General features: G+C 74.7%; 14 protein-coding genes and 1 pseudogene. 8 read left to right on the top strand and 7 right to left on the bottom strand.

Features of this window, described 5'->3' with window-relative positions; translation table 11 throughout:
• Window positions 1–59 precede the first annotated feature (59 nt).
• Window positions 60–923, bottom strand: coding sequence for a MaoC/PaaZ C-terminal domain-containing protein (locus tag SMD11_RS23590; RefSeq protein WP_087928333.1), 864 nt, complete (start codon window positions 921–923; stop codon window positions 60–62).
• Window positions 924–1,214: 291 nt separating this feature from the next.
• Between SMD11_RS23590 and SMD11_RS23585 the strand changes: the two genes are divergently transcribed.
• From SMD11_RS23585 to SMD11_RS23560, 6 genes are all read left to right on the top strand, one after another.
• Window positions 1,215–2,366: a sensor histidine kinase gene (locus SMD11_RS23585; protein WP_087928332.1), complete on the top strand. Its 1,152-nt coding sequence runs from the start codon at window positions 1,215–1,217 to the stop codon at window positions 2,364–2,366.
• Window positions 2,363–2,968, top strand: coding sequence for a response regulator transcription factor (locus SMD11_RS23580; RefSeq protein WP_087928331.1), 606 nt, complete (start codon window positions 2,363–2,365; stop codon window positions 2,966–2,968). Before SMD11_RS23585 ends, SMD11_RS23580 begins: the two co-directional genes overlap by 4 nt.
• 102 nt (window positions 2,969–3,070) lie before the next feature.
• Window positions 3,071–3,709, top strand: a complete 639-nt coding sequence (locus SMD11_RS23575) for a class I SAM-dependent methyltransferase (protein ID WP_087928330.1) — start codon at window positions 3,071–3,073, stop codon at window positions 3,707–3,709.
• Window positions 3,710–3,731: 22 nt separating this feature from the next.
• Window positions 3,732–4,838, top strand: coding sequence for an N-acetylmuramoyl-L-alanine amidase (locus tag SMD11_RS23570; protein WP_418952470.1), 1,107 nt, complete (start codon window positions 3,732–3,734; stop codon window positions 4,836–4,838).
• A 105-nt stretch (window positions 4,839–4,943) separates the two neighbouring features.
• On the top strand, window positions 4,944–5,819 hold the full coding sequence (locus SMD11_RS23565) for a hypothetical protein (protein WP_087928328.1): 876 nt from the start codon (window positions 4,944–4,946) through the stop codon (window positions 5,817–5,819).
• 168 nt (window positions 5,820–5,987) lie between these two features.
• A complete protein-coding gene (locus tag SMD11_RS23560; protein ID WP_087930694.1) occupies window positions 5,988–7,001 on the top strand; it encodes an LLM class F420-dependent oxidoreductase in 1,014 nt (337 codons plus the stop codon).
• A gap of 18 nt (window positions 7,002–7,019) precedes the next feature.
• On the opposite strand, the gene SMD11_RS23555 is transcribed toward SMD11_RS23560, so the two are convergent.
• The 5 genes from SMD11_RS23555 to SMD11_RS23535 form a co-directional block, all read right to left on the bottom strand.
• The gene (locus tag SMD11_RS23555; RefSeq protein ID WP_087928327.1) at window positions 7,020–8,495 is read right to left on the bottom strand and encodes a M1 family metallopeptidase; all 1,476 of its coding nucleotides are present in this window, start codon (window positions 8,493–8,495) and stop codon (window positions 7,020–7,022) included.
• Window positions 8,496–8,529: 34 nt separating this feature from the next.
• Window positions 8,530–9,333 (bottom strand): maleylpyruvate isomerase N-terminal domain-containing protein, encoded by an 804-nt coding sequence (locus SMD11_RS23550; protein WP_087928326.1) that lies wholly within the window; start codon window positions 9,331–9,333, stop codon window positions 8,530–8,532.
• A gap of 129 nt (window positions 9,334–9,462) precedes the next feature.
• Entirely contained in the window at window positions 9,463–10,542 is a 1,080-nt protein-coding gene (locus tag SMD11_RS23545) for a prenyltransferase (protein WP_087928325.1), read from the bottom strand.
• Window positions 10,539–11,273 carry a class I SAM-dependent methyltransferase gene (locus SMD11_RS23540; protein ID WP_087928324.1) on the bottom strand — a complete coding sequence of 245 codons (735 nt, stop codon included), beginning with the start codon at window positions 11,271–11,273 and terminating at the stop codon, window positions 10,539–10,541. The genes SMD11_RS23545 and SMD11_RS23540 overlap by 4 nt, the downstream gene beginning before the upstream one ends.
• Before the next feature lie 94 nt (window positions 11,274–11,367).
• The gene (locus SMD11_RS23535) at window positions 11,368–12,726 is read right to left on the bottom strand and encodes a glycosyltransferase family 4 protein (RefSeq protein ID WP_087928323.1); all 1,359 of its coding nucleotides are present in this window, start codon (window positions 12,724–12,726) and stop codon (window positions 11,368–11,370) included.
• 219 nt (window positions 12,727–12,945) lie between these two features.
• Between SMD11_RS23535 and SMD11_RS23530 the strand changes: the two genes are divergently transcribed.
• Both SMD11_RS23530 and SMD11_RS23525 read left to right on the top strand, forming a co-directional pair.
• A complete protein-coding gene (locus SMD11_RS23530) occupies window positions 12,946–13,602 on the top strand; it encodes a TetR family transcriptional regulator (RefSeq protein WP_087928322.1) in 657 nt (218 codons plus the stop codon).
• Window positions 13,603–13,719: 117 nt separating this feature from the next.
• Window positions 13,720–14,292 (top strand): annotated as a pseudogene (locus SMD11_RS23525) (response regulator); the annotation flags it as partial.
• Here the strand turns inward: SMD11_RS23525 and SMD11_RS23520 are convergent.
• Window positions 14,218–16,104 carry an ATP-binding cassette domain-containing protein gene (locus tag SMD11_RS23520; protein WP_234366145.1) on the bottom strand — a complete coding sequence of 629 codons (1,887 nt, stop codon included), beginning with the start codon at window positions 16,102–16,104 and terminating at the stop codon, window positions 14,218–14,220. The pseudogene SMD11_RS23525 and the gene SMD11_RS23520 overlap by 75 nt on opposite strands.
• Between the last annotated feature and the right edge of the window lie 137 nt (window positions 16,105–16,241).

The raw sequence follows: 16,241 nt of genomic DNA, 5'->3' as shown, positions 1-16,241 counted from the left end.
TCGCGTGACGGGCGGTTCGGTCAGGGTGCGGCGGGTGCGACGGGCCCGGGAGGGGCGGCTCAGGTGTGGGTGACGACCGTGTCGGCGAGCACCGGCGCGTCGTCGCGCTCCACGGCGGTGACGGTCACCTGGACGCGGCCGGGCGCGGGGGTGTCGCGCCACATCCGTACGCGCAGCGTCTCGCCGGGGAAGGCGACGCCGGCGAAGCGGGTGGTGTACGCGCGGACGCGGGCGACGTCGCCGCCGAGCGCGGTGTCCACGACGGCCTTGAGGGTGATGCCGTACGAGCACAGGCCGTGCAGGATCGGCCGGTCGAAGCCCGCGCGCTTCGCGAACCCGGGGTCGGCGTGCAGGGGGTTCCAGTCGCCGGACAGGCGGTAGAGGAGGGCCTGGTCCTCCCGGATCGCGCGCTCCGCGGTCCAGGTGGGGGCGGCCTCGGGGACGTCGAGGCGGGTGCTGGAGCCGCGCTCGCCGCCGAAGCCGCCCTCGCCCCGGACGTAGATCTCGCTCTCGCTCGTCCAGAGCGGCCCGTCCGCGTCGGCCACGTCCGAGCGGTGGACGATGACGGCCGCCTTCCCCTTGTCGTGGACGGCCGCGACGCGGGAGGACGAGGTGGCGGTGCCGCGCGCGGGGAGCGGCCGGTGGAGCTCGACGGTCTGCCCGCCGTGCAGGACGGCGGCGAGGTCGACGTCGATGCCCGGGGCGCCGAGGCCGCCGGAGACGGCCCGGCCGCCGCCCGCGACGGTCGCGAAGGAGGGCAGCACGTGCAGCCGGGTCTCCAGGGTGTAGCGGAGCTCGTCGGGGCCGGTCGCCGGGGTGCCCGCGCCGATGCCCAGGTGGTAGAGGATGACGTCCTTGTGATCCCAGGTCAGTTCGCTGTCGCGGGGCTCGGCGGCGACCGCCTGCGCTGCGTCGATGGGCATCGGGCACGGCTCCTTCACGCGTGGTGGGGATCCCGGCCGGGGTGTCCGCACCGTCGGCCGTACCGGGGTCGCTGCCGGTCCGGCCCGCACACGCTCGCCCTAGAACGCGTTCTAGCCGATCCGGTGGCACCCATGTATAGCCGATCGCCCCGGGGGTGGGAAGGCCACCGGCGGCGGGCCGGCGGGCCCGGCGGACCCGCCCCGTCCGGCGCGCGTCCAGGACGAATGTCATGGCCGGCCGCCCACATCCGCCTCTGCTCCGGGCCTCGGAGGGTCCGTAGGGTCGGGAGCATGAACGACAGAACGACCGAGGCCGAGCGGCACAAGCCGCCGGGCAAGCTCGCCTTCCTGCCCTGGCTCTTCATGCTCACCGGAGACGTGCAGAGTCTCGTCCGGGGCGAGCTGCCACGCCCCTGGCTGGGTGGCGCGGGTCTGGTCGCCTTCGTCGTCCTCTATGTCCTCACGGTCTTCGGCGGCCTCGACGACGAGCGCCGCCGGAGCCGCCTCGTGCTGGGGCGCCTCGGCGCGCTGGCCGCGGTCAGCTACGCGCTGTCCATCGGCTACGGCGGTGACTGGCTGCTCTGCTTCCCGCTGCTCTCGCTGGCGAGCGGCATCGTGCTGCGCGGCCGGGGCCGGGCCCTGGGCGCCGTGGTGCTCACGCTCTCCGGCTCCGCGGGGGTCATCGCGGGCTTCCGCGGCGGCGCGGAGGACTCCCTGATCGTCGGCTACGGGACGGTGCTCTCCGGTCTGGTGACGGCCGCGATCCTGACGCTCTTCGAGACCGTCGCCCAGCTCCGCGAGACCCGCGAGGAGCTGGCGCGCGGCGCGGTCGAGCGGGAGCGGCTGCGCTTCTCGCGCGATCTGCACGACCTGCTCGGTCACACGATGTCCGTGATCGTGGTCAAGGCGGAGGCCGTGCGCCGCCTCGCGCCGCGCGACCTGGAGGCGGCACTCGGCCAGGCCGCCGACATCGAGGCCGTCGGCCGCCAGGCGCTCACCGAGATCCGCGAGGCCGTCACCGGCTACCGCGAGGGCAGCCTCACCACCGAGCTCGACCGGGCGCGCTCCCTGCTGGAGGCCTCCGGCATCGGCGTGGACGTCCGGCAGTCGGGGCCGCCGCTGCCGCCGCAGACCGCGGCGCTGCTGGGCTGGGTCGTCCGCGAGGGCGTCACCAACGTCGTCCGGCACAGCGGCGCGGGCCGCTGCGCCGTGGAGGTGCGCGGCGAGACCGACCGGGTACGCCTGGAGATCACCGACGACGGGCGCGGCGTAGGCTCGGAGCCGGCCGCCGCGGGGACGGGCGGCTCGGGTCTGAAGGGGCTGACCGAGCGGCTGGCCGCCGCCGGCGGTGCCCTCACCACCGGCCCCGACGGGCGCCGGGGCTTCCGGCTCGTGGCCGAACTGCCTGTAGACGCGGAGTCCGAGGAGGACCACAGCTCATGATCAGACTGCTCCTCGCCGAGGACCAGGGCATGATGCGGGGCGCGCTCGCGCTGCTGCTCGGGCTGGAGGAGGACTTCGAGATCGTCGCCCAGGTCGGCGACGGCGAGGAGATCCTCCCCAAGGCCCTGGAGACGGAGCCCGACGTCGCGCTCCTCGACATCGAACTCCCGGGCCGCAGCGGCCTGGACGCGGCGGCGGACCTGCGCGAGCGGCTGCCCGGCTGCCGGGTGCTGATCCTCACCACGTTCGGGCGCCCCGGCTATCTGCGCCGCGCGATGGAGGCGGGCGCCTCCGGGTTCCTGGTCAAGGACGGCCCGGTGGAGGAGCTCGCGGCGGCGGTCCGGCGGGTGCTGGCGGGCGAGCGCGTCATCGACCCGGCCCTGGCCGCGGCCGCCCTGAGCGCGGGCCCCAACCCGCTGACCCAGCGCGAGCGTGACGTGCTGGCGGCGGCGGTGGACGGGGCGACGGTGGCGGACATCGCGGCGCGGGTGCACCTGTCGCCGGCGACGGTCCGGAACTACCTGTCGGCGGCGATCGGGAAGACGGGGACACGCAACCGGATGGAGGCGGTCCGGGCGGCGCGGCAGAACGGCTGGTTGTAGGGGACGCACGGCGGGGGCGGACCGGGCCGGGGGCCGGGGCGGGCCCCCGGAGCCGCACGCGTAGCCTGCATCCACCACGCGCGCACCCCCAGGAGGACCCCCATGGCCCCCAAGCCCGAGACACTCGCCGCATTCGAAGCGGCCAAGGGCTTCATGCCGCTCGACGAGGGACTCGCCCTCCACGCCGCCGCCCGCGAGGCCGCGGCGCTGCGCATGCCGCTGCTCGAAGTCGGCACGTACTGCGGCCGGTCGACGATCCTGCTGGCCGACGCCGCGCGGGAGGCCGGGGTGACGGCCGTGACCGTCGACCACCACCGCGGCAGCGAGGAGCAGCAGCCCGGCTGGGAGTACCACGACGCCTCCGTCGTCGACCCGGTCGTGGGGCGGATGGACACCCTGCCCACGTTCCGCCGGACGCTCCACCGGGCGGGCCTGGAGGAGCACGTCCTCGCGCTCGTCGGCCGGTCGCCGCAGGCCGCCGCGGTGTGGGGGACGCCGCTCGGGCTGGTGTTCATCGACGGCGGGCACACCGACGAGCACGCGACGGCCGACTACGAGGGCTGGGCGCCGCACCTCGCGGAGGGCGGACTCCTCGTCATCCACGACGTGTTCGCCGATCCGGCCGACGGCGGCCAGGCCCCGTACCGCGTCTACCGCAGGGCACTCGCGTCCGGCGCCTTCACCGAGGTCTCGGTGACCCGTTCCCTGCACGTTCTCCGCCGGACCGGCCTCGGAATCTGACGGGCGGCGTTAGCATCGCCGGGTGTCCAAAGGCAGCTTTCCCCGCGCGCCCCGCCGTGACGGCATGTCCGGCCGTCCCGGTGGCCGTGCCACCCCTCTGATAGTCGCGCTGGTGGCCGTGGTGGCCGCCGGTCTCGCGGGCTGGCTGCTGTGGGACGCGAGCGGGGGCGAGGACGACACCGCCGGGCACCCGGTGGCCGCGACCTCCTCCGCCGCCTCCCCGGCCGCCCCGGCCCCCCGGCCCTCGGCGGTGACCTCCCGGCCGCAGGCCCCTTCGCCGTCCGCGGGCGGCGCCACCGCCTCGCCGGGCCCGTCGGCCGGTGAGGGCGCCGGGGTCGCCGACGGCGAGGCGCCGCGCGCCGACGGCCCGCTCAAGGGCAAGGTGGTCCTCGTCGACCCCGGCCACAACATCCGCAACAGCGAGCACACCGCGGAGATCAACCGTTCCGTCGACATCGGCACGGGCCGCAAGGAGTGCGACACCACCGGTACGTCCACGGACGCCGGTTACGCCGAGGCGACGTTCAGCCTCGACGTCGCCCACCGGCTGCGGACGATCCTGCGGAACCAGGGCGCGAAGGTGACGTTCACGCACGACGGCGAGCGCCCGTACGGACCGTGCGTCACCGAGCGGGCCGCCATCGGCAACAAGGCGCACGCCGACGCCGCGGTCTCCATCCACGCCGACGGCTCGGCGGTCGGCAACCGCGGCTTCCATGTGATCCTGCCCGCCCTGGTGAAGGGCGGCGCGGCGGACACCGCGCCCATCGTCGGGCCGTCGAAGGAGCTGGGCGCGCGGATCGCGGGGAACTTCGTCCGGACGACCGGGAGCCCGCCGTCCAATTACATCGGCGGCGGCACGGGCCTCGACACCCGCGGCGACCTGGGCGGGCTCAATCTCTCGACGGTCCCGAAGGTGTTCATCGAATGCGGCAACATGCGCGACCCCGAGGACGTGGGCCGGCTCACCGACGCGGCATGGCGTGAGAAGGCGGCGCAGGGGATCGCGGACGGCATCACGGACTTCCTGCGGGGTAGGGCCACCCGGGTAACAGAGGGGCGTACCAGCAGGCCACAGCCGTGTCACGACGGTGATACGAAGAAGACGCCCCGGGCACCCAGGAGATAGGTTCACCCGTACGATGGGGGCACCCCCGCCCCTGCCCCCGCGCCCTCGCACGTCCCGACACCGGGACGGCGACGGTTAATGATCAACACTGACAAAGGACTTCAGTTGAACATCCGCTCCCTCACTCGAGGCGACGGCGTGGTGATCGGAGCAGCGGTGTTGCTGTTCATCGCCTCGTTCCTCAGCTTCTACTCGTACGACTGCGGGCAGTCGACGATCGGCTGTCCGGCGGAGCCGAACGGCTGGAAGTCCGGGCTCTTCCCCGTGCTGCCGTCGATCTTCCTCGCCGGGATCATCGCCGCCGCCCTGATCGTCGCCGCCCGCTTCCAGCCGGAGGGCCGCAAGGTCCTCGGCCTCGGTCTGGACCAGTGGGGCACGGCGCTCACCGTCTTCGCCGCGTGGTCCTCGGTGTGGACGATCCTCGGCGGTCCCGAGAGCATCTCCCCCGGTGTCGGCCAGATCCTCGGCCTGATCGCCACCCTGGCCCTGGCCGCCGTGGCGCTGCTCACGCCGCGCACCCCGGCGCTGAAGGCCCCGCTGATGGGCGTCCCGGGCCCGCAGGCCCCGTCCCCGTACGGCGCCGGCCCGAACCCGGGCTACGGCTACCCCGGTGGCGTGCAGCAGCCCGGTGCCCCGGGCCCGTACGGCGCGCAGCAGCCGTTCGGTGCCCAGCCGGGCCAGCCGCAGGGTCCGCAGGACCCGAGCCAGGGCGGCGCCGCCGGTGTCGCCGGCGCGGCCGCCGCTCCGCAGGCGGGCGCGGCGCAGCCCGCGGCCCCGGCCGCGGACTTCGCCCCGTTCTGGTTCGCGGTCCCGGTGGCCCGTCCGCTCTACGGGGAGGACGGCTCGCCGACGCCGGTCGCCGAGCTCGCGCCCGGCACCTGGTACCTGGCGGTGGACCAGCGCGGTGCCGCGCTGGTCGCGCAGACCCAGGACGGCCGTCGCGGCCTGCTCCAGGACACCACGGGGATCCAGCGCGGCTGACCTGATCGGCACGCTTCCCCGAACGGCCCGCCGGGTTCTCCCGGCGGGCCGTTCGTCGTGCCGGGCCGCCGCCCCGCCGCCGTACGGCCGGCCGCCGCCGTCTTGCCGGGGGCCGGTCCGGGGCCGTACAGTCCAGCCGAACTGACGGATCGTCAGATGGAGGCGCGGATGCGGCTCGGCCTCGCGCTCGGCTACTGGGGCCGCGGCGGCCCCGACCCCGGCCTGCTCTCCCTCGCCCTGGAGGCCGAGCGGCTGGGCTACGACTCGGTGTGGACCGCCGAGGCCTGGGGCTCGGACGCCTTCACGGCCCTCACCTGGATCGCCGCGCACACCCGGCGGCTGCGCCTGGGCACCGCCGTGGCCCAGATGGCCGCCCGCACCCCGACGGCGACGGCGATGCACGCGCTGACCCTCGACCACCTCTCCGGCGGCCGGCTGCTGCTCGGCCTGGGACTGTCGGGGCCCCAGGTGGTGGAGGGATGGTACGGGCGGCCGTTCCCCGAGAGCCCCCTCACGGCGACGCGCGAGTACGTCGACGTGGTCCGCCAGGTGCTGCGCCGCGCGGCACCGGTGACCCTCGACGGGCGCTACCACCCGCTCCCCTACCGCGGCCCGGACGCCACCGGCCTCGGCAGACCGCTGAAGTCCATCGTCCACCCGCTGCGCCCCGGCCTGCCGGTGCTGCTCGGGGCCGAGGGGCCGCGGAACATCGCCCAGACCGTGCGGATCGCCGACGGCTGGCTGCCGCTGTACTGGTCACCGCTGCGCACGGAGCTGTACACGGCGGCCCTCGCGGCGGCCCCCGAGGGCTTCATGGTCGCCCCGCTGGCCCAGGCCCGGCTCTGCTCCGACGTCGCGGAGGGGCTGCGGCCGGTCAAGGCGATGCTCGGCTTCTACATCGGCGGCATGGGGCACGCCCGCCGGAACTTCCACGCCGAGCTGATGGCCCGGATGGGCTTCGCGGACGCGGCGCGGCGGGTGCGGGAGCTGTTCCTGGCCGGGCGGCGGGAGGAGGCCGTGGCCGCCGTGCCGGACGACTTCGCCGACGAGATCTCGCTCGTCGGCCCCCGGGAACGGATCGCGGAACGGCTGGCGCTGTGGCGGGCGGGGCCGGTCACCGACCTGCTGGTGACGGCCCCGGACACCGCCACGCTGCGGGTCCTGGCGGAGCTCAACGCGTGAGTGGGGCGGGCCCGGTGCTCAGCGCGTGGCGGGCCTGCCCTTCCCGCGCAGCCAGACGTCGAAGAGCCCGTCGAGGTCCTTGCCCGACTTCCGCTCCCAGAACCGGACGAACTCGGCGGTGTCGGCGTTGCCGTGCCGGTGCTCGGCCGTCCACGCCCGTACGGTCGCGAAGAACTTCTCGTCGCCGACGGCCTGCCGCAGCTTGTGCAGGACCATGGCGCCCCGGCCGTAGACCGGCGGGTCGGAGACCGTCTCCGGCGCGGGATCGGCGGGCGGATAGGCCCAGATGCCCTCGCTCTGCGCGTCCTTGCCGTCGTAGTAGTCGTCGAAGATCCGCTGGACGGACCGGCCGCCCCGCTTCTCCTCCCACAGCCACTCCGCGTACTGGGCGAAGCCCTCGTTCAGCCACATGTCGCGCCAGGTGCGCGGGGTGACGGAATTGCCGAACCACTGGTGCGCCAGCTCGTGCACCACGACCAGCTCGTCCGGGTCCGAGCCGAAGTAGGGCTTGGTCTGGGTCTCCAGCGCGTACCCCAGCGTGGGGTTGTGGTCGACGACCGCGCCGGCCGAGGAGAAGGGGTACGGACCGAACAGCGCGGTCGCCCAGGCGAGGGCCTCCGGCACCAGCTTCTTCAGCCGGGGCGCCGCCGCGGCCTGCTTGGGATGCGTGGCGAGGTAGACGGGCAGGTCGCCGGCGCGGGTGGTGGTGACCTTGAACGGGGAGACGGCCACGCTCGCCAGATAGCTCGCCATCGGCTCGGCCGAGTGCCAGGAGAAGGACTTCCGGCCGCCCTTGGTCCGCTCGCCCTTCAGCTCGCCGTTGGCCACGGCGGTGTACCCGGCGGGCACGGTCACCTGGATGTCGTAGGCGGCCTTGTCGGAAGGGTGGTGGTTGCCGGGGAACCAGGCCATCGAGCCCGTGGGCTGGCCGAGGCCGACCGCGCCGTCATCGGTCTCCACCCAGCCTTCCGCGCCCTCGTGCTCCTCCTCTTCCTCGTCCTCCTCGTCCGTGATCTCCTCCGGCGTCCCCCCGTAGGTGACGACCGTCTCGAAGGTGCGCCCCTTGCCGATCCGCCGGGCGGGCGTCACCGTCAGCTCGGTGCCCTCCCGGTCCGTACGGGCCTCGCGGCCGTCGACCCGGACGGCGCGGACGTCCAGCCCCTTCAGGTCGAGGTTGAAGGCGCCGAGTTCCTGCGTCGCCCGGGCCGTGATCACAGCCGTGCCGTCCAGGTGGTTGCCGTCCGGCTCGTAGTCCAGCGTCAGGCCGTAGTGCCGGACGTCGTAACCGCCGTTGCCCAGCCGGGGGAAGAGCGGGTCGCCGGCCCCGGCCGCGCCCGCGTCCGCCCTCGCCGTGCCGCCACCGCCGACGGTGCAGGAGGCGACGAGCGCCAGCGCCGCGGCCGCCGGCAGGGCCCGGGCGGCCGCCCGGCGCGGCGCCCGGCGGCGGACCGCGGGCGCGTGCCGGACGGAGGGTCGTCGGAGGGTGTCGGTCATGGTCCCGATGCTCTCACCCCGCCCGCGGACGTGATCAGAAGCTGGCCCGCTCCAGCCAGAATTCGAGCAGCTCGCGGTCGCCCAGGACCTCGACGCGGCCGTCGGCCGGCGACTGCCGCCGGTAGAAGACGCTCAGCACGTCGGTCAGCGGGCCGCGCACGACGACGGCCGCCTTCTCGTGGGCGCGGCGCCACTCGATCCGCTCGCCGCTGTAGTCGACGAACCACTCCGCCTCCAGCTCGGGAGCGGTGTCCGTGGCGTGCAGGTGCAGGGTGCGGCCGGGGCCGAGCAGCTCCTTGTACGCCGGGTTGTACTCCATCGCCATGGGTGAGCTGACGATCTGGAGCCACTCGTCGAGGCAGTCGGCGGCGATCTCCGGGGCCACGGTGAACTCCACGCCCGTGGTGGCCTCGGCGTCGGCCCGGTGGATCACCGTCTCGTGCGTCATCCGGCGGGCCCAGAAGTCGGCGTTCTGCCGCGGCCCGAAGGTCCACACCCCGGTGTCGGGCCCGCTCGCGCGCAGGGTCTCCACCAGGGTCTCGGCGCCCTCGGCGAGCCAGGCGCCGAACGCGGCCGCGTCGGCGTCGAGGGCCGGGTCACCGGGGCCGGGGGTGGGGGCGGCGCCGATGTCGGTCGGCGTGAAGGAGGTGGTCCGCGTCCGCACGAGGCCCTCGGCGTAACGGTGGGCCTGGCCGACGTGCAGGAGGAGCTGGGCCAGGGTCCACTCGGGGCAGGTGGGGACGGTGGCGGTGAGGTCCGCGCCGCGGATCGCCTCGCGGAGGAGGGTGGTTTGGGTGACGACCTCGGAACAGTAACGGTCGTAGCTGAGGTGAGTCATGACGCCACCTTAGGTCGGGGCACTGACAGGGGATCTCCCCAGTCCCGCCCCTTCCCGAACCGGGGCTCCGCCCCGGACCCCGGTCCTCAAACGCCGGACGGGCTGAAGCCGGCCCGTCCCGTCACCCTCCTAGCAGCAATCCGGTTCGAGCCCCCGCGGCAGCCGCTCCCCGCCGAAGACCGCCGTCGTCGCCTCGTCGCCGCCCAGCGCCGCCGCCGCCAGCAGCAGCGACCCCGCCGTCCACGTCGTGAGCTCCTCGGGCCAGACGGCCTTGTCGTCGAAGACGTAGCCCGTCCAGTACATGCCGTCGTCGGCGCGCAGGTGCTGGATCGACTGGAGGATCTCCACGGCGCGGTCGGACTCGCCCATCACCCAGAGAGCCAGGGCGAGTTCGCAGCTCTCGCCGCCGGTGACCCAGGGGTTGGGGAGGACGCAGCGGACGCCGAGGCCGGGGACGACGAAGCGGTCCCAGCCCTCCTCTATGCGCTCCTTGGCCTCGGGGCCGGTCAGCGCGCCGCCGAGCACCGGGTAGTACCAGTCCATGGAGTAGCGGCTCTTGTCGAGGAAGCGCTCGGGGTGGCGGCGGATCGCGTGCGCGAGGAGGCCGGTGGCCAGCTCCCAGCCGGGCTGGGGCTCCTCCCGGTGCTCGGCGACGGCGAGGGCGCAGCGCAGCGCCTGGTGGATCGAGGAGGAGCCGGTGAGCAGGGCGTCGGTGACGTCCGTGCCGTCCTCCTCCCGCTTCCAGCCGATCTGGCCGCCCGGCTGCTGGAGCTGGAGGACGAACTCGACGGCGGCGAAGACGGTCGGCCACATGCGGTCGAGGAAAGCGTCGTCGCCGGTGGCGAGGTAGTGGTGCCAGACGCCGACGGCGACGTAGGCGACGAAGTTGGTCTCCCGGCCCCGGTCGGTGGGGGCGTCGGCGTCGCCGTCGGCGTAGGCGGCGTACCAGGAGCCGTCGGGGTTCTGGTGGTCGGCGAGCCAGCGGTAGGCGGCCTCGGCGCGGGCGTGCTCGCCGGCGGCGTCCAGGGCCATGGCGGCCTCGACGTGGTCCCAGGGGTCGAGGTGGTGGCCCCGGAACCAGGGTATGGCGCCGTCCTCGCGCTGCACGGCGGCGAGGGCGGCGACCGTCTGGACGGCCTGTCGCGCGGTCAGCACGCCGGGCAGGACGAGCCGTTCGGTGCGGCCGGGGCCGCGGCTGAAGGTGGTCACTTGGCGACCGCCCCGTCCTGGTGCGGCTTGGTCGCGTAGGCGACGAAGCTCTTGCCGATGACGGGGTTGAGGAGCTGCTCGGCGACCCGGGTGGCCTTGGGCTTCTTCATGATGTCCCAGACCAGCAGCTTGTGGTAGGCGCGGACGGGCAGCGCCTTGTCGTTGTCGACGCCGAAGGCGCACTTGAGCCACCAGTACGGGCTGTGCAGGCCGTGGGCGTGGTGAGTGCCGTAGGGCGCGAGGCCCGCCTCCCGCATCCGGTCGAGGAGTTCGTCACCGCGGTAGATGCGGATGTGGCCCCCCTCGACCTCGTGGTACGCGTCGGAGAGCGCCCAGCAGATCTTCTCCGGGCCGTAGCGCGGGACGGTGACGGCGATGCGGCCGCCGGGCTTGAGGACGCGGACCATCTCGGCGAGGACGCCCTTGTCGTCGGGGATGTGCTCCATGACCTCGGAGATGATGACGACGTCGAAGGTGTCGTCGGGGAAGGGCAGCGCGAGGGCGTCGCCCTCCATGGCGGTGGCGGTGGCGCCGGCCGGGGCCTCACCGGCCTCCTTCATCGCGGCGAACCACTTGGCGACCTCGCGTATCTCCTCGCCGTTGCGGTCGAGGGCCACGACCTGCGCGCCGCGCCGGTAGCACTCGAAGGCGTGCCGGCCCGCGCCGCAGCCCAGGTCGAGCACGCGGTCGCCGGCGGCGAGCGGGAAGCGGGTGAAATCGACGGTCAGCACGGAGGTCTGCTTTCGTCCGGCGGGGCAGGTCAGGTCGGATCAGGGGCGGTCGGAGCACGGTCGGCGGACGGCCGGGCCCGGCGGGCGGGGCGGGCTACCGGATGCCCGCCCGGCGGCGGGCCGCGTCGGCGGCACCGTACCGGGCGACGGCCTCACGGTAGTGGTCGGCCGTGCCGATCGCGGCCTGCCGCCAGGTGAAGCGGGCGAGCACCCGCTCGCGGCCCGCCGCGCCGAGGCGGCGGCGCAGGTCCGCGTCGCCGAGCAGCCGGGTGAGGCCCGCGGCGAGGGCGCCCGCGTCGCCGGGCGGCACGGCCAGGCAGGTCTCGCCGTCGGGGCCGGCGACCTCGGGGATGGCGCCGCCGGTGGTGGCCAGCAGCGGGGTGCCGGTGGCCATGGCCTCGGCGGCGGGCAGCGAGAAGCCCTCGTAGAGGGAGGGGACGCAGGCGACCTGTGCCGAGCGGACGAGGTCGACGAGTTCGGCGTCGCTGACGCCCTTGACGAAGCGGATGGCGTCGCCGAGCCCGTGCCGCGCGATGGCCGTGGCCACCGGGCCGTTCTCGGCGCGCTTGCCGACGACGACGAGGTGGGCGCCGGGGTGGGCGGCGCGCACGGTGGCGAGCGCCTCGACGAGGTGGACCAGGCCCTTGAGGGGGACGTCGGCACTGGAGGTGGTGACGATCCGGCCGGGCACCTCGGCGACGGACGGGTCCGGGGAGAAAAGGTCGGTGTCGGCGCCGATGGGGACGACGTGGATCCGCTCGGCGGGCACCCCGAGGTCGTCGACGATCTCGTCGCGGGAGGAGCCGGAGACGGTCAGGACGGACGGCAGCCGGCGGGCGACGCGCTTCTGCATCCGGACGAACCCGTACCAGCGGTGCACGGAGGCGCGGCGCTTCCAGTCGGCGGCGGCGTCGAGGTCGAGCTGCCGGTCGACGGTGATGGGGTGGTGGATGGTGGTGACGAGCGGGGCGCCCAGGGTGAGGGGGCCGCCGAGGAGGCCGTAGCCGAGGGTCTGGTTGTCGTGCACGACGTCGAACCGGCCGCGGCGGGCGGCGAGATGGCGGCGGGCGCGCAGGCTGAAGGTGAGCGGCTCGGGGAAGCCGCCGGTGGCCATGGTGGCGACCTCCAGCGCGTCGACCCAGTCGCGGTACTCGCCCGCCTTGGGCATGCGGAAGGGGTCCGGCTGCCGGTAGAGGTCGAGGCTGGGGAGCTCGGTGAGGGTGACGCCCTCGTCGAGGACGGGGTACGGCTGGGCGCCGATGACCTCGACGCTGTGGCCGAGCCGGGCGAGTTCGCGGGAGAGGTGGCGCACGTAGACGCCCTGGCCGCCGCAGAACGGGTTGCCCTTGTAGCTGAGCAGCGCGATGCGCAACGGGCGTTCCGTGCGGGAGACGTCCCGGCCGGGGAGGCCGCCCTCTCGCGCGAGTGCTGCCTCTGTGGCCTCAGCGGTCACTCCCGGCCTCCTTCTCGCTGCTGTTCCCGCCGGAGCGTAACCGGTCGCGCTAATCTAGAACAAGTTTCAGACTGGGTTGTCCAGAAGCTTGAATCTACCGGCCGGACGGGCGGCCGACAGGACCGGATCGGGTGATTCGCGCCACGACCCGGCCCCTGCCATGCTGTGCCGTCCGGGCTGCACAGATACCGCTGGATGGACCGCCACGGAATGGGACATATGACTACGGAATCCAAGTCGGCGACCGCATCGGCCGCGCCCGCCGTCAGCACCCCTCTTCCCCTGACCGAGCGTCAGGAAGCGCGTCGGCGGCGCATCCTGGACGCCACGGCGCGGCTGGCCGTCCGCGGCGGTTTCGACGCGGTGCAGATGCGGGAGGTCGCCGAGTCGTCGAGCGTGGCGCTCGGCACGCTCTACCGCTACTTCCCGTCCAAGATCCATCTGCTGGTCGCCACGATGCAGGACCAGCTCCAGCAACTGCACGGGACCCTGCGCAAGCGGCCGCCGACGGAGGAGGAGCCGGCCGCGCGTGTGGCCCAGACCCTGATGCGCGCCTTCCGGGCGATGCAGCGCGAGCCGCACCTGGCCGACGCGATGGTGCGCGCCCTGACCTTCGCCGACCGCTCGGTGAGCGCCGAGGTCGACACCGTCTCGCGGCTCACCACGGCCATCATCCTGGACGCGATGGGGCCGGCCGGCCCGCCGACGCCCGCGCAGCTCTCGGCCGTCCGCGTCATCGAGCACACCTGGCACTCGGCCCTCATCACCTGGCTGTCGGGGCGGGCCTCCATCGCCCAGGTGAAGATCGACATCGAGACCGTGTGCCGGCTGATCGACCTCACCTCACCATCCGCCGGGAAATGCCAAGAGGTTTAGGGCGGCGCGTTCGAGTGAACTTGGGGCGCGCGTGGCTCGTATCGTGCGCCCTTGCGCCCCCCACAGGTGAGGTATTCCGCGCCCGCGACAGAGGTACACGCCGTATGAATTGTCGACGTGCCCGGCGTAGCGCTCGCCGCCGGGGGACGGGGAGGCGGGGTCGTGATCCGGGTTCTACTGGTACAGGACACCTATCTGCTGCGCGCGGCGCTGGCGGCATTCCTCGGCAGGGAGCCCGATCTGGAGGTCCTCTCCGCCTCCTGGGAGCACGCGGCGGCCACGTCGTGGGCGCGCTGGCCCGACGTCTGCGTCGTGGACATGGACAGCCCCGACGCCGCGGGACCACGGGGCCTGCGGGAGCTGTCCGCCCGATGTTGCGCGGGGGACGGCACCTCGGTCCTGCTGGCCCTGGCGACGGCGGAGCGGCCGGGGCCGCTGCGCCGGGCGTACGAGGAGGGGGCCTTGGGGTACTTGAGCAAAAACGCTTCTCCCGACCAGTTGGTCGAGGGCATAAGGCGGGTGGCGAAGGGCGAGCGCTACATCGACGAGTCGCTCGGCTACGGCTTTCTGGAGGCCGCCGAGATCCCGCTGACGAGACGTGAGCTCAGCGTGCTCTCACTCGCCGCGGAGGGCTCCTCCATCGGGGAGATCGCCCGGAGTCTGCACCTTTCCAACGGGACCGTGCGCAACTACCTGGCGGCGATCACCCGGAAGACCGGGGCCCGCAACCGCGTCGACGCGATCCGGATCTCGCGGGGAGCGGGGTGGGTGTGAGGGGGCGTGCGCCGGAGTGCGCGGGCCCGGGGCCCCGGTGAGGTCACGGTAGAGCGGGGACGCCGCCAGCAGTTCGCGGTGGTCCCCGCAGCGGGTGCGCGGGCCGTCCATCACCAGGACGCGGTCCGCGCGGCGGGCCGAGGCGGCCCGGTGCGCGATGACGATCAGGGTGGTGCCGGGCCGCCGCGCGAAGGCCCGCTCGGCGCGGGCTTCGGCGGCGGGGTCGAGGTGGCACGTCGCCTCGTCCAGCAGCGCGACGGGAGCGGGCGAGAGATAGGCGCGGGCCAGGGCGATCTGCTGCCGCTCCCCCGCGGACAGCGCGTCGGGGGCGAGCCGCGCCCCGAAGCCGCCGAGCCGCGCGACGAGCCCGGACATGCCGAGGGCCTCGGCCGCCTCGGTGAGCTCCCGCTCGGTGACCGGATCCGCGCGCAGATAGCGCAGGTTGTCGCCGAGGGTGCCGGAGAAGACGTACGCCTCCTGCGGGATGAGCACCCGGCCGGCCGGGTCGCCCGGCGGCCGCCCGCCGATCCGCACCTCGCCGCTCCGGGGTACCAGCAGCCCCGCCATCAGCCCGGCCAGCGTCGACTTGCCGACCCCGCTGGGGCCGACGACGGCGAGGTGGGAGCCGGCGGGCACGGCCAGGTCCAGGCCGTCGACGACGGGATCGGCGTGCTCGCCGTACGCGAAGGTGACGCCGCGCAGCTCGACGGCGGGGGTGGTGGGCGCGGCCGCCGGGTGCCCGCCCGTGGGGCGCGCGGCGGGGGCGGGCGGCGGGCCGGCGGTGAGGCGGCGCAGCACGACGGCGAGGCGGGAGCCGCTTCCGCCGAGGCCGTGCACGAGGTTCTGGAGGGCCGGCAGGAGGGACTGCGTGAGGTAGGCGAGGGCGCCGACGAGGGCGCCGGGGGTGACGGAGCGGTCGAGCAGCCAGGGCGTCGCGGCGAGCAGGAGGACGACGGGGACCTGGCCGGCGACGGCCAGGGCCACGACGCGCACGACGGACCAGCGGGCGAGGGCCGCGGAGGCCCGGCGCTCGGCGTCGACGAGGGCGCCCGTCCCCTCGCGGACCCGCCGTTCGGCGCCGCCGGCCGTGATGTCGCGCAGCCCGGCGGAGACCTCGCCGAAGGAGCGGGCGACGGCCTCGTCGGCGATGAGGAAGGCCTCCTGGCGGCGGGCCAGGGGCCGCAGGGTCGCGAGGAACAGGCCGAGGCCGAGCGCGAGCGGTGGCACCACGACCACCAGGAGGGCCGGGGACAGCAGGAACAGGCCCGTCAGGGCGCCGGCCGCCGTGAAGACGAAGGACCGCGAGACCATCACGAGCCCGGCGAAGGCGTCCCGGGCGATCTCCACCTGGTGGGTCAGCCGGGAGACGGCGGCGCCGTCGGCGTCCCGCAGGGCGGCCGGGACCACGCGCCGCACGAGTCCGTCGCGCAGCGGCTCCACGAGCCCGGCGACGCCGCCGTACGTACGCCCGGTCCCGTACGCCCCGACGACCACGGCCCCGGCGGCCGCCCCGAGCCACCCGAGCCCGACCCCGGCCCGCCCCGCGAGGAACCCGGAGTCCAGCGCTCTGGCCAGCGCGTACCCCAGCCCGAAGGTGTGCGCGGCCTCGACCACGGACCACACGGCCAGCCACGCGACGACGGCCCGCCGGCGGCGCAGGAAGCGCAGCCCTCGGCGTGCGACACCGCCGCCGTCGTCACGGCCGCCGCCACGACGGCGCTCAGGCATGGGGACCTCCTGGGGTCTGGGCCGGGGCGGCCGGGACAGGGGTGCGGCCGCCGGCCCGCGGCCGGTCGGGCGGCGACGCCGGGCCACCGCGACATGCCGGCCACCGGGATACGCCGGACCGCCTGAACGCGCCCCCG

Origin of the sequence: Streptomyces albireticuli (assembly GCF_002192455.1) — a bacterium.
GTDB lineage: Bacteria > Actinomycetota > Actinomycetes > Streptomycetales > Streptomycetaceae > Streptomyces > Streptomyces albireticuli_B.
This window is presented reverse-complemented; position numbering and strand designations above follow the sequence as displayed.

Coding starts and splice junctions, on each gene's coding strand:
- SMD11_RS23560 (WP_087930694.1), top strand. CDS start 5,988: ATGCGGCTCGGCCTCGCGCTCGGCTACTGGGGCCGCGGCGGCCCCGAC.
- SMD11_RS23585 (WP_087928332.1), top strand. CDS start 1,215: ATGAACGACAGAACGACCGAGGCCGAGCGGCACAAGCCGCCGGGCAAG.
- SMD11_RS23555 (WP_087928327.1), bottom strand. CDS start 8,495: ATGACCGACACCCTCCGACGACCCTCCGTCCGGCACGCGCCCGCGGTC.
- SMD11_RS23520 (WP_234366145.1), bottom strand. CDS start 16,104: ATGCCTGAGCGCCGTCGTGGCGGCGGCCGTGACGACGGCGGCGGTGTC.
- SMD11_RS23590 (WP_087928333.1), bottom strand. CDS start 923: ATGCCCATCGACGCAGCGCAGGCGGTCGCCGCCGAGCCCCGCGACAGC.
- SMD11_RS23530 (WP_087928322.1), top strand. CDS start 12,946: ATGACTACGGAATCCAAGTCGGCGACCGCATCGGCCGCGCCCGCCGTC.
- SMD11_RS23580 (WP_087928331.1), top strand. CDS start 2,363: ATGATCAGACTGCTCCTCGCCGAGGACCAGGGCATGATGCGGGGCGCG.
- SMD11_RS23550 (WP_087928326.1), bottom strand. CDS start 9,333: ATGACTCACCTCAGCTACGACCGTTACTGTTCCGAGGTCGTCACCCAA.
- SMD11_RS23575 (WP_087928330.1), top strand. CDS start 3,071: ATGGCCCCCAAGCCCGAGACACTCGCCGCATTCGAAGCGGCCAAGGGC.